This window comes from Candidatus Lokiarchaeum ossiferum, assembly GCA_025839675.1.
Lineage (GTDB): Archaea > Asgardarchaeota > Lokiarchaeia > Sigyniarchaeales > Promethearchaeaceae > Lokiarchaeum > Lokiarchaeum ossiferum.
On record CP104013.1, the window covers coordinates 3,059,371 to 3,072,210 of the forward strand.

Consider the following 12,840-nt stretch of genomic DNA (forward strand, 5'->3'; position numbering starts at 1 on the left):
AAAATTTATATTCAGAATTTCTCAAAAACAATCAAATTTAGAACAAAAATTCTTTGTAATTTGAGTCAAGAAAGAATCTAATTTTTGATAAAGATAGTCTGTAATTTTCTTATCTAATGTTCCATAGTACGCATGAGCAATGCCACCAGTAATACAAGCAAGTGTGTCACTATCCCCACCAAGTGAAACAGCAAGACGAATTGAATGGAGAAAATTATCAGACTCTAAAAATGCTCGAATCGCGGGTGGAACTGTACCTTGACAAGACACATCAAACTTATAAGAAGGCCGAATTGAGTCAAGTGAAATTGACAAATCATATCCGAAATGAGATTCTATAAAATCTTTAATATATTTTTTTGATTTCCCAATTCTTGCAAAATAAATTGAAATGGCCGTTGCTTGAGCCCCTTTGATACCTTCTTCATGATTGTGAGTTACTTCTGCAGATTTTTTTGCTTCCATAAGTACTGATTCAATTGTGTTATAAACAAATCCAATGGGCGAGACTCGCATAGCAGATCCATTTCCCCATGAATTATAGGGTTCGCTATGTTCTAAAGCTGCCCAGTGTCGAAAACTCGTTCCATAACTTTCGTCTGGATATAATTTATAGAATTTCCTTAAATTCTTAACGTAATCAGTTCCCGAGAGAATAGATTCTGCAAGAGCAATTGTTAGCACAGAATCATCTGTAAAAAAAGCTTCCGGATTAAATATTTCAAAATTGGTTGTTTTAATATTATTCCATTCATATAGAGAGCCAACAATATCTCCAAAAATCGCTCCAATCAAAATAAATCCCTCATATCATTAATTAGGAAAAAAAGCTTAAAAAAAGTTTGAATGTTAGCATTCTAAATTAAATTGCGTTTCACAATTTCTTCTACCATAAAAGAGGCAACTGCATCCGCGTACTTCCCAGGACCAAATCCTGCATCAAATCCTAACTCCTTAGCAAGATCATTAGTTAAACGGGGACCTCCAGCAATTAAAACAACTTTATCTCGAATTCCTTCTGCTTCAATCAATTCCACAAGTTCAGTAAGGTTTTGAATATGAACCCCTTTTTGTGTGACTGTCTGGGATACTAACATAACATCTGCTTTCAACTCAATAGCCTTTCTAATAAATTCTTCATTAGGAACTTGAGCCCCAAGATTATAAGCATCAACCATAGAATAGCGTTCTAAGCCATAATGCCCCATATAACCTTTCATGTTCATGATTGCATCAATTCCAACTGTGTGAGCATCAGTTCCAGTAGTAGCCCCTACAACAACTACATTTCGTTTGATATTATTTTTAATATATTCATCTGTTTCTTTCATGCTCATGGTTTCTACTTCAATAGCTTGAACTTTAATGGCATTATAATCAATAGAAGGAATAGCACTTCCATAGACAACGAAAAAGGTGAATTCCTTATCCAATGCTTCGTGATAAACTACATCCGGTTCAAGGAACCCTAATTTCTCAGTATATTGTCGAGCAACTTCAACCGCTTTATCGCCATCTGGTATCGGTAATGTGAAACTTAACTGCACTTTACCATCGTTCATTGTATCCCCGTAGGGTTTTAACTTACTTAAATCGAGATGTGTATCAAAATTATGTTTTTTTGAAGAATATAATCCGCCACCCATTTAATTTTCGCCTCCAATATTCAATTCTCTAGCCATTTGTTCCATGAAAGGATTGAAATATTCCTTTTCGCGCAAAGCAACTCCATCAAGACCTTTTCCACCATCAATGGGTCGTTTCACACCAGCAAATTTTCCTTGGGATAACGCTTCAAATAAACCTTGCAACTCAATCTCCTTAATTAAGGCGTTTGCTTCTGATAAAACTTTCTTGACGCGTTGTTCCATAATTCCCCCTTCTTTGAAAGAAATTTCTGAGCCCAAATCAGCCATATTATTAAAAATATACTTTGCATTCTCAATTGCTAAGGCGCGATCCTGCATAAATGGTGTGTGAATCGCTTCCGTTAACATACCTAAAAGACAAATTTTTTGATTGGTCATAATTGTGATGGCATTAAACAAAGTATCTTGGATATGACCTTTGAAAATATTCCCTGTCATAAATTTTGTGGGAGGCATATACTTTAATGGTGCATTTGGAAAGATTTCTCGAGCCATTTGGGCTTGAGCCAATTCGTAAAGAAAACCATTTTTTATGTTGGGGTTCATTTCAAAAGCATGACCTAACCCCATTTGATTTTCTTGAAGTCCAGCAAGTTTAGCAAATTGCTCATTGATAAATTGAGAGGTTAAGACAGTATGGGCTTCTTCGAAGGCATCGGAAGTAGTTAAGTAATTATCTTCTCCAGTATTAATTATTACACCTGCATAGGCATTAATCATACGTGAGAAATATTGATCGATCATAGTGCGTTTCATATTGATATCCCGAAAAAGAATACCATATAAGGCATCATTTAACATCATATCTAGACGTTCAAAAGCACCCATTGCTGCAATTTCTGGCATACATAGTCCCGAACAATAATTAGTTAAGCGAATATAGCGCCCTAATTCTTCCCCAGTTTCATCCAAAGCTTTTCGCATGATTCTAAAATTTTCTTGTGTAGCATATGTTCCACCAAATCCTTCAGTAGTTGCCCCATATGGAACATAATCTAAGAGAGATTGTCCTGTAGTTCGGATAACTGCAATTACATCAGCACCTTGTTTAGCAGCGGCTTGAGCTTGAGTAATATCCTCATAGATGTTTCCTGTCGCTACAATAACATAAATAAATGGTCCAGATTTATCTCCATATTTCTCAAGCATTTGATTCCTTTTAGAACGATTTTCTTTGATTAATTCCAAGTTATGCTTAACTACATCTTGGATGGCTAACCTTATCTCGAAAGTATCATGGGGAGGCAATTTGGTTAAGTCTATTTCCTTTTGGCTTACTTTTTCAGCTATTTCTTGAGGAGATAATTTCGTTTCAAGCATTGCGTTTCCAATGAAATAAGCAGCACCAGTTCCTAATCCATTTCCTTGTTTGATATTTTCCACCACAACATTTGGTAAAGGAACTTCAAAATCATTTATGCCATCAATGCCCATTAATCGACATACAGTCCGCTCAACGGACACAGTAGTATGTTGATCAATGAAATTTTGCATTTCACTTGCGATTTTCCGGGCAGAATTTCGGGCTTCTTTCACAATTGCAAATTTTAGATGCAATTTACTGTCATTCTGAGTTGTCATATTGATCATTTTTTTCCATTTGATTGTATTGATTTTTCGCGTATTTTACAATGTTATCAGTTAATCCAAGCAAAATAGCTATATTAAGAGCATCCTTAGGAACAATGCTGTCATGTTGAACGCGTTCCAAACGATAATCCATATGTTCTTGAATAATTTGAATAGATGTATATTTTTGAGAGGATTGAAGGTCAATTTTGTGTTTTAGGGAAAGAAAATCGACATTTTTTAGTCCCATCACTTGATAATGTGCGAATTTTTTATTAGAAATACCTTCATAGTGTGTAGTTATAAGAGAAATTGCATTTTGGGAGTTTAAATACTGGGTTAAAGCCTTGATTAAAATTGTTCCTTCTGACGGATTTGTTCCTCGGGCAAATTCATCCATTACTATGAAGGAAAATTTTTTGGGAAGAGAAGAAATTATTTGATTAACAGTAATTATCTCAGCTCCAAAAGTGGACAAACCTGCAGAAACATCTTGCATATCATCAGAAACAAAATATAGATTATCAAACAAGGGGATTTGAACAGATTTTGCAAATACAAAAAATCCATAATGAGCAAGCAGTACATTTAGGAAGAGAGTTTGCAAGGAAACTGTTTTTCCTCCCATATTTGCGCCAGTGATAATCGTCACTCCCAAATCGAGATCAATTGATATCGGTGTAAATTGCTTTTCTGATTGATTTAAAATCGATTGAACATAAGGATTTATAGATCTTTTAATTTTAATACCCTGATTTGAAGAAATCTGAGGTTTAACCCCCCCAAATTCTAAAGCAAGTTTCGCTTTGGAGATCCAAAAATCAAAAAGTCCTAATTTGGTAATATTGTCCAAATATAGGGTAGTGTATTGCCGAAGTTGAAAGGAAAGGGATTTTTTAACATTAAGTTCTTCTTCGCGTTCTAATATCACTACATCTAATCGTTCTTCCTTAAGTTGTTTTATTAACTCCGAATCTTGCGTTTGAAAGATTTTAGTTTCAAGTGATCTCTTCCTTTCACGAATTTTCTGAAGGGAATCAGAATAAGAATCATAAAGATAAAAAGTAGGAATATTTGTCTGATTTGGATCTAATAAAGAAATTACTTGTTTAAAGGAAGTAAAATCCATTTCGGGTAGGGATAGGTGCAAACTTTGCACTTTCGAAGAAAAATCCTCAAAATCCATGGCAAATTTCTTTAATTCAAAAATCTCAACTTCATCCAATATTTTCGTTTCTTGAAGATTTAATAAGGATCGTCGGATATCTCTTAATTTTGGAAGAATATAGTCAATTTTTTTATGGATTGAACTATTTTTTTGAATTGAACTACAAAGACATCCAATATTTGAAAGTTCTGTTATTAGAAGCTCCTTTTCAGAAGGGGAGAACCTCCGTAAATTATTTTTCAATTCTTTCCCAAAGGGAGTTAAAGTATCCAGCTTGTTAAGAAGAAAAGTAAATCCAATAGTATCCAAATTCTCTTGAGTTAGCCCTATCATTTTAATTACCTCCAACTAGATCAAAAATTGGTAGGGATATTTTACATCTTAAAGTCGAAAGGAATTGCTTCGGATCAAATTCATATCCAAGAGGTGAAAACGGATTAGCAGTTAGGCATAAAATCTTAATGGGGGAAAGAACTAAAATTTTACCTCCTGTTTTTTCATATTGATACAATATATCCTTTGATAAAAATAATTTTGTACCATCTGCCACCAACAGTGTAAATTCTTTATATAAAAGAGAGTTTTCCATTAATCTGATGAGCAAATTATCACTTACAGCACCTTTGATAACTAAATATTGCATATCTTTGGATAAAGAATTGATTATCTCAAGTTCAGAATCTAAAGCAGTAGTCATCTGAAGATTTTTTACGATCTCATTCTTATCAATAATCCCAACTCGAGAGATCTGTTCAGTCAATTTCATAATATGGGGATTTTTTAACTTATCAAAGGAGAGCAATCTCACGGTATGAGCAGTCATTTCAGAAACGGCATCCATATTTCTTGAAAGACTCGCCCCAGTTGCGAGAATTGTGGCATCAGTGATTGAAGGGGCAGCAAACGTTTTCCGGCTTAAAGCACCATCCACTAAAACAAGTTCACAGCCTAATTTAAGTAATTCATTACAGATTTGTGACAGATATTCGGTTTGCGAGGGACCAGCAATCTCAATATATCCATCACTTAAAGCTCGAACAATAATGATTTCTCCCAGTGGAGTTCCAATACAAGTATTTGCAAGAATTTCTTTGGTGATATCACTTTGCTCTACACATTGTTTAGCAGTAGCGATAATTGTTCCTTTTTCAATATAAATACGGGGTTTAGCGGTAGCCGTAACAACATCTATGGTTTCTCCATCTCTTCCGATGGAAGTTAACCCTAATTTGTAACGGGTGCGTATTCGTGAAATTATAAAATTCAGAGTGGTTGTTTTCCCCACATTTTTTTCCATACCAATTATTGAAACTGTTTGATAATGAACAAGCTGTTGGATTATTCGATCAACTTCAAAGTTTTCTAAGGTATTTCTTGAACTCATAGTTTTCAATCCAACATTTCTAGGGGTATGGGGTGTTAGATAAAAAAAAAAGGATGAATTTATTCCTTTTTGATATTTCGTTTGTGGCGTTCAAGATTTGCGGGTTCAATGGTAATGCCTTCCCCATGTTTTCCCTTACTATGAATAAGTCCTGCAACACCTACGAGATGATTGTATTCTTCCTCATATTCATCATTCACAATTCCGGGTTTATAATTCTCTGGCTCATCATAGCGACAAATAACACCTTCATAATTACGTAGGATCACTTTTTGATTACTTTGCGAAATTACGTAATTGGGCATAACTGGAATTTTTCCCCCACCACCAGGTGCATCAACAATGTAAGTGGGAACGCAGAACCCAGAAGTATGCCCGCGTAAACCTTCCATAATTTCAATTCCCTTAGAGACAGTTGTCCTAAAATTGAGTAAACCTATTGATAAATCACATTGATACACATAATATGGTCTAACACGTATTTTCACTAATTCATGCATCAATTTCTTCATGGTATAAACAGAATCATTTACTCCACGAAGCAATACAGATTGATTTCCAAGAGGAATTCCTGAATTTGCCAACATTGCACATGCTTGTTGAGATTCGGGAGTAATTTCATGAGGATGGTTAAAATGAGTGTTAAGCCATACCGGATGATATTTTTTGATGATATTACATAATTCTGGGGTTATTCGTTGCGGCATCACTACGGGAACCCGTGATCCGATCCGAATGATTTCCACATGAGGAATTTCTCTCAGATTTTTAATAATATATTCCAAACGAGTATCAGAAACCAAGAGCGCATCCCCTCCCGAGAGCAGAACATCTCTAACTTTAGGATTATTTCGGATATAATCTATCCCTTGATCAATTTGATCTTGTTTTAACTGTTTGTCATGGTGACCTGCAAATCTTCGGCGGGTACAATGACGGCAATACATAGAACATTGATCAGTAATTAAGAATAGCACACGGTCAGGATAACGGTGGGTTAACCCTGGTACGGGGGAATCGGTGTCCTCATGTAAAGGATCTTCAATATCAGCATCACATGAGTAAGTTTCGGCAATTGTTGGTACACTTTGAAGTTTAATTGGATCCATCGGATCATTAGGATCAATCAAAGATAAATAATAAGGAGTAATTGCCATTCTAAATTTTTCAACACAACCCCGAGCGCTTTCTTCTTCTTCCTTTGTCAATGGCAAAAATGTTTTTAGAGCCTCAACCGACTCAATACGATTCTTCACTTGCCATTTCCAATCGTTCCAGAGCTCATCTGAAACATCCCCAAACAATTCCGCTCTTCTATTGACTTTCATTTTTTTTCAGCTGAAATATTTAATGAATAAAAAGTAAGTAATTTTGGTAAAAAAAAAGGATTAGGATTTCGTTCTTATACATATTTTTCTTCAAACATTTTTCGAAGAATTGGGCTTTCACGGAGTATTTCGAGCGTGATTTCTGCGTGATCCTTGCAATATCCATTTCCAATGATCATATTAACATCCTTTCCAACACCTTCAGCACCTAAAGCCGCTTTAGTAAAGCTGGTTGCCATTGAGAAGAAATACACAATTCCATCATCTTTACATGGGAGGATACAAGACATTTCACAATCTGGAACATTTAAACAGTTGATTACAATATCAACTTCTTCGCCGCCAGTTGCTTCCAATGTTTTTTCATAGATGTCGATAGGACTCTTGGCGTTAGCGATAACAGCTTTATGACAGAATCCATATTCCATCATATATTTAGCACGATCTTCATTGCGAGCATTTCCCAAAATCAATCCCGTTGGACCTGCACGTTTTCGAGCTTCATAAGCACACATCATCCCAGATTTGCCCGTTGCACCTAGAATTAAAACTTTTTGACCAGGTTTAACTAATTTTGCAGTTTGAGCAGGAGCCCCAGCAACATCTAAAGCGGCTAAAGCAACAGCTTCACTGAAATCTTCTGGAATTTTAGAATATATTCCACTTTCAAATAAAATAGCTTTACCAGTAATGTCAGCTCGATCAATATTCATATTCAATTTGTGAATTTTATCAATTCGGAGTGGAGTAAGGCTTAAACTAACCAATGTAGCGATTTTATCACCAACTTTTAAATCGATTTTCCCTTCTAAGTCTTTTCCAATTTTTTCAACTTTTCCTAATAACATTCCACCACTGCCAGTGTCAGGATTTCGATGTTTGCCTTGCATTTCCACAATTTCAAACATTCTTGCTTTCATCTTTTCCTCATCAGCTCCACAGCTTTCTTTAATTTGGTGGAAACTTGCGGAATCAATATTTAACGATTGGACGTCAATGAGAATTTCGTTATCGTAAAGAACATCCATGTTGTTGTCGAGTTTATCACAATTTTGCGGAAGAGCACCTTTGGGTGCAATGACACGGTGTACACCGAATTTTGAACCTTGAACCATTTTTTCTAACTCCAAATAATTCTTCACTCTTTGAGGTAAGGAATCTAAAAAGTGAATCTTATGAGAATTAAGGTGATGATATATTAAAATCACTCAGAAGATAAGTTGGAAATTTTGTTGATTAATAATACATTATTCGTGATTTTTTGAAATAAGAATTTGCTTATTAATTTTGTCTACATTTAGAGTATTTTTCACAACTAAATTTGCGCATCTTTTCAAAAGGATAAAAAGGAAAAAAAATGTTACAACTTATGGAAAAAGAACGTTCACGACCTCAATTTATCTGGACTATTTTGAAGGAAATCTATGCTCATCCTGATAATTACAAAAAAAACCAAGGTAAAATTCATCAACGGATTAAAAAATGGTTGATAAAACGTTCTAATACCTACAATATTCCCCTCAAAATACAGGAAGATTCGATCGGGAATATTTTTGTAAGAAAACCTGCTCTTTCGGGGTGTGAAAACTACCCTCCCATTTTATTGCAAGCTCACTACGATATTTACGATAAAAAAGAAAGTTCCATTTATGATTTCCAGGGTTCATCGATTAGTTTCCAAGAAAAATGGATTGAAATGATAGGAACCCCCATTTTTGATGACTCAATTGTTGGTGTGGCCTTGATTCTTGCCGTGTTAATTAATAAAAATGAAATTTTTGAACATGGACCGATAGAAGCACTATTTACTGTAAAACGAGATGATAGATTTGTTGGAGCCCTTAATTTGGATGTAGATTATTTCAATATTCAAAGCAAATTCTTGTTAAATTTTGATTCAGTAGATTTAGGGGCAATAACAAATGGTACCGCGGGATGTGCAGAGTTTCTTTACTCCAAAAAAGCAACACCTATTGATCCAGGCGAGGGCAAGTATCTTACGTTTTACAAGCTTTCGATTTCTGGCTTGAAGGGAGGAGAATTAGGATCAGAAATACACTTCTTTCGTGCCAATGCAATTAAACTGATCGCCCGAGCACTTTCTTCTTTAAGTGAACACATGCAAATTAACTTAGCAGACTGGTCCGGAGGGGATCTCTATCGATTTATTCCCCGAAAATCTACGGTTATTTTTGCGGTTCATACTGATGAAGAATTCAAGGTGGAGCAAATTTTAAAAGAAGAAAAGGGAACTATCATCAAAAAATATCGCACGTTCACCGAATATGGGTCCAATCTAGAACCTAATTTATGTATTCAGTGGGAAAAAACGAAAGCAAAACCCTATTTTTCGAAGAAGATCTCAGAATCAGCCATAGCTCTTGCAAATCTCATTCCGCATGGACTAAGTCGGTCATCTTCAGTTGAAAATGAATTTGGACGTATATCTAATAATTTTGCCAAGGTAGAGACGACCCGATCAGCAATACGTTTCCATTCAAAATCTCGCGGGGATAATGCGCCTGAATTTAAAGCTTTTAATAGAACTTTAATCCAATTGGGTGACCTTGGTGGTTGGAAAGTGAAAAATGATTATACTTTTCCAGTATGGGTGCCGCAAAAAGAGAAGGAATTTCTGAATTTTGTGAAACATAAATATGAAGATATTCTCCAAAAACCGATTCGTATTGATAAATTGTATTGGGTATTAGAACCAGGAATAATTGCCAAACAGATTCCGCAGATGCAAGCCCTCTCAATTGGACCAACCGAAATTGGAGTGTTTCCTGAAAATTATAAAGTCAGTGTCTATGATATTCAAATCCTCTTTCGTCTTCTACGGACAATTCTTAAGAATCTAAATCAAATCTCAATGTAAAATGAAGAGTTCTCCCAAGATCTAAGGATCCAGATGAAGGGTTTCGTCATCGAGGCACAATTTTTTTTGATCTTCCTTAATCACATGGGATATCACGAGAGTTTCCAATTTTTCCACTAAATTGGATTTCATGATTTTCGAATAGACACGCTCCATAAAAGATTTGTTATCTTGGGTTTTGACCAAGATCAGAAAGTTTTGAGCCCCTAAAATGAAATAAACCGCCCATACTTCTTCCATTCCAACTAAGAGGGATTTCATCTTTTCAACCGAATCTTCGTGAAATTTTGCGGAAAGCAAAACAGCCGAAAGAAATTCATCTGAATGAGAAGTAAGATTCACATCAGCATGATAACCTTGAATTATTTGTTCTTCTTCCAATCGTTTAATTCGGTAATGAATGGTGGAAAGGGATACATGTAATTTTTCAGCGAGTTTTCCATATGGAATCCGGCAGTCTCTTTGTAACTCATTTAGAATTTGTTTATCAATATTATCCAAAAAACTTCGACGATTTGACATGCTACTCCCTTAATAACTAATATGGTTATTAAGTCAGAGTAACTCAAAAAATTTTTTGATTAGAGATAATATAAAAATAAAATTTGTAAAAAAGAGAATTCGAAAAACAAAACTAATTTATAAAATTGACATCATATCCTTTAAAGTGCGTGATACCAGGAAAAGTTGAATATTTCGGCTCCCTCCAATCACTTCTTGCACTTTACTTACCTCAAGTGCTTTATCCACCCGTAAATTATCGGTAAATGCAATTCCTCCGCAAATATGTTGGGTTTCATAAGCAATACGATGAGCAAGGTTTGAGGTTAAGAATTTTGTCCCGGAGCTGAACGCGGCATTATATTTGACGAATTTTTGATCTGGATATTTCAATAACTTTCGATATTCAATACCCGTTGTAAGTCCGAGAACTGTGGCAGACATCAATTCTGTGAATAGTTTTGTAATTGGAAAAGACACACCTTGATTATTAAATATGGGTTTTCCAAATTGTTGGCGATTATTGGTATAAATAAGCGAAGTAATAGCTGTAAGCCAACCTATTCCTAAACTAGAGCCAATAATAGTATCCCGTTCGGCAACTAAACCGGTGAATAAGTTTTTGTAACCTTGTCCTCGCCCACCAATAATGTTTTCTTTGGGCACTTTCACATTACTAAAAATTGTTTGACCAATTTCCACTCGAGGAACAGAATTGATTCCAAGTCGATGAGTTTCTAATCCTTTAAAATCCCTTTCTATTATGCCTTGATACATGGTTCCCCGAGGATTCGTTACATCGGATACCCCATAGGCAATAAAATAATCCGCTACAGGTCCATTGGTAGTATATACTTTCTCCCCATTAAACACCAAGTGATCATTATTATCTTGAACCGTAGTTTTCATGTTGACCGCATCGGATCCTTGAGTGCGTTCGGTAATACAAATACAGCCGACTTTTCGACCAGAGATTGTTTCGGCAAGGATTTCTTGTGCTCGATCCGTACTGCCATGTTGAAAGATTGGATTGGTAAAAATTAACCCAGAGACAACTCGAGCGAGATCTAATTCAGGATCCATGATTGTAGTGGCCATTGCGAGAAGCAATTCATAACGCATCCCATAATGTTCCATATCCCCAAATTTATTCAATCGTTGCATATAGTTCTTTTTACCCAATATTGGAAAAAGATCATAGACTTCTTTGGAATAATCCAGTTTGGGCTCTATTTCTTTCAACAAAAAATCTTCTAATTCATAGAGAAATGCCCGCTCTTCCTCCGTTATTAGAGGTGTTATAAAATTATTGAAAATCTTGTAAATATTTTTAGTAGAGAGTTTCTTCTTTATCTCCCCATCCAATATATCAACGCCAGTCATGATGTCCATTTAGGTTCTCTCCAAATGATCTTTAAAGACCATCCATCTTTCCCCCATTAATCGGAATAATGGCTCCATTCATGAAATATCCTCCTTCACTGCAAAGAAAACATACAGGATCACTCACATAAGATGTTTTTCCAATTCCAAACGGAATTCTACCCTCATAATAACTTCGGAATTTACCATCATCCTTCTTTAAGAGGTTTCCAATAATTGGAGTTTCAATCAAAGTTGGTTTTAGTGCATGGGTTCGAATATTATATCTCGCGAGTTCTTTTGCCATGGTAAGCGTCATCCCTATAACCCCTGCTTTGGAAGCAGAATATGCTAATTGCCCTGCATTTCCTTCAGCAGCTAAGGAAGCCACGTGAATGACTACACGTGGTTTATTATCTAGAGTTGGAAGGTATTTTTCTCCTTTTTCTTTCGCCTTGGCACGGGAAAGATTCACCCATTTTGTAACCACTGCTTGAGAGCAAATCGCAGCCCCTTTCAAATTCACTTCCATGGTTAGATCCCATTTTGCTTCATCAAAACGACTGACTAGGAAATCACGTAAAATTCCAGCACAATTAACCAAAAAATCGATATCTCCTATTTTATTGAAAATTGCATCAACCGAGGCATCAACAAAGACTTTATCAGATACAGAACCGTGGAAGAATAAGATTTCTTTGTTAGTAATTGCTTTTAATTTTTCAACCGCTTCATTTCCCATTTCTTGGTTTAAATCAATAATGGCGACATTAGCACCATTTTCAGCCATATCGGTGGCGATTTTCAGTCCTATTCCTGAGGCTCCACCAGTAATTAATATAGTTTTTCCTTCAAAATTCCATTTCATCGAATTTACCTTACCTGTCAAGGATTTAATCAAAAATTTCTTTTGTGGTAGCTATGCGAAAGGTATCGCACCACTTTTTTTCATTTTTGATAAAAAGTACTTATAATTTAGCGATTTTTGATTAAAAAGTTTC

Annotated in this window: 11 protein-coding genes; 1 reads left to right on the top strand and 10 read right to left on the bottom strand. The window is 35.4% G+C overall.

Features of this window, described 5'->3' with window-relative positions; translation table 11 throughout:
- Nucleotides 1-21 precede the first annotated feature (21 nt).
- From NEF87_RS12920 to kdd, 7 genes are all read right to left on the bottom strand, one after another.
- Nucleotides 22-795, bottom strand: coding sequence for an ADP-ribosylglycohydrolase family protein (locus NEF87_RS12920; protein ID WP_457916149.1), 774 nt, complete (start codon nt 793-795; stop codon nt 22-24).
- Between the two features lie 62 nt (nt 796-857).
- A complete protein-coding gene (kamE, locus tag NEF87_RS12925) occupies nt 858-1,646 on the bottom strand; it encodes a lysine 5,6-aminomutase subunit beta (protein WP_457916150.1) in 789 nt (262 codons plus the stop codon).
- Complete coding sequence (kamD, locus tag NEF87_RS12930; RefSeq protein ID WP_457916151.1) at nt 1,647-3,230, bottom strand: lysine 5,6-aminomutase subunit alpha; 1,584 nt, start codon at nt 3,228-3,230, stop codon at nt 1,647-1,649.
- Nucleotides 3,214-4,719, bottom strand: coding sequence for a lysine 5,6-aminomutase reactivase ATPase KamC (gene kamC / locus NEF87_RS12935; RefSeq protein WP_457916152.1), 1,506 nt, complete (start codon nt 4,717-4,719; stop codon nt 3,214-3,216). Before kamC ends, kamD begins: the two co-directional genes overlap by 17 nt.
- Nucleotide 4,720: 1 nt before the next feature.
- The gene (kamB, locus tag NEF87_RS12940; RefSeq protein ID WP_371801868.1) at nt 4,721-5,770 is read right to left on the bottom strand and encodes a lysine 5,6-aminomutase reactivase subunit KamB; all 1,050 of its coding nucleotides are present in this window, start codon (nt 5,768-5,770) and stop codon (nt 4,721-4,723) included.
- Nucleotides 5,771-5,829: 59 nt separating this feature from the next.
- Nucleotides 5,830-7,098: a lysine 2,3-aminomutase gene (gene kamA, locus NEF87_RS12945; RefSeq protein WP_457916153.1), complete on the bottom strand. Its 1,269-nt coding sequence runs from the start codon at nt 7,096-7,098 to the stop codon at nt 5,830-5,832.
- A gap of 74 nt (nt 7,099-7,172) precedes the next feature.
- Complete coding sequence (gene kdd / locus NEF87_RS12950) at nt 7,173-8,213, bottom strand: L-erythro-3,5-diaminohexanoate dehydrogenase (RefSeq protein WP_371801870.1); 1,041 nt, start codon at nt 8,211-8,213, stop codon at nt 7,173-7,175.
- A gap of 254 nt (nt 8,214-8,467) precedes the next feature.
- Here kdd and NEF87_RS12955 point away from each other — a divergent pair, with 254 nt between their 5' ends.
- Nucleotides 8,468-9,976, top strand: coding sequence for a peptidase dimerization domain-containing protein (locus NEF87_RS12955; RefSeq protein WP_371801871.1), 1,509 nt, complete (start codon nt 8,468-8,470; stop codon nt 9,974-9,976).
- A 21-nt stretch (nt 9,977-9,997) separates the two neighbouring features.
- Here NEF87_RS12955 and NEF87_RS12960 read toward each other — a convergent pair whose 3' ends face one another.
- The 3 genes from NEF87_RS12960 to NEF87_RS12970 all read right to left on the bottom strand — a co-directional run bounded on the left by NEF87_RS12960 (nt 9,998) and on the right by NEF87_RS12970 (nt 12,707).
- The gene (locus tag NEF87_RS12960; protein ID WP_371801872.1) at nt 9,998-10,498 is read right to left on the bottom strand and encodes an Lrp/AsnC family transcriptional regulator; all 501 of its coding nucleotides are present in this window, start codon (nt 10,496-10,498) and stop codon (nt 9,998-10,000) included.
- Between the two features lie 117 nt (nt 10,499-10,615).
- A complete protein-coding gene (locus tag NEF87_RS12965; RefSeq protein WP_371801873.1) occupies nt 10,616-11,869 on the bottom strand; it encodes an acyl-CoA dehydrogenase family protein in 1,254 nt (417 codons plus the stop codon).
- A 22-nt stretch (nt 11,870-11,891) separates the two neighbouring features.
- Nucleotides 11,892-12,707 (bottom strand): SDR family NAD(P)-dependent oxidoreductase, encoded by an 816-nt coding sequence (locus NEF87_RS12970; protein WP_371801874.1) that lies wholly within the window; start codon nt 12,705-12,707, stop codon nt 11,892-11,894.
- Between the last annotated feature and the right edge of the window lie 133 nt (nt 12,708-12,840).

Bases quoted from the DNA above. Each gene is read 5' to 3' on its own strand.
- kamE (WP_457916150.1), bottom strand. From the start codon at position 1,646: ATGGGTGGCGGATTATATTCTTCAAAAAAACATAATTTTGATACACAT.
- kamD (WP_457916151.1), bottom strand. From the start codon at position 3,230: ATGACAACTCAGAATGACAGTAAATTGCATCTAAAATTTGCAATTGTG.
- kamC (WP_457916152.1), bottom strand. From the start codon at position 4,719: ATGATAGGGCTAACTCAAGAGAATTTGGATACTATTGGATTTACTTTT.
- kamB (WP_371801868.1), bottom strand. From the start codon at position 5,770: ATGAGTTCAAGAAATACCTTAGAAAACTTTGAAGTTGATCGAATAATC.
- kamA (WP_457916153.1), bottom strand. From the start codon at position 7,098: ATGAAAGTCAATAGAAGAGCGGAATTGTTTGGGGATGTTTCAGATGAG.
- kdd (WP_371801870.1), bottom strand. From the start codon at position 8,213: ATGGTTCAAGGTTCAAAATTCGGTGTACACCGTGTCATTGCACCCAAA.
- NEF87_RS12955 (WP_371801871.1), top strand. From the start codon at position 8,468: ATGGAAAAAGAACGTTCACGACCTCAATTTATCTGGACTATTTTGAAG.
- NEF87_RS12960 (WP_371801872.1), bottom strand. From the start codon at position 10,498: ATGTCAAATCGTCGAAGTTTTTTGGATAATATTGATAAACAAATTCTA.
- NEF87_RS12965 (WP_371801873.1), bottom strand. From the start codon at position 11,869: ATGGACATCATGACTGGCGTTGATATATTGGATGGGGAGATAAAGAAG.
- NEF87_RS12970 (WP_371801874.1), bottom strand. From the start codon at position 12,707: ATGAAATGGAATTTTGAAGGAAAAACTATATTAATTACTGGTGGAGCC.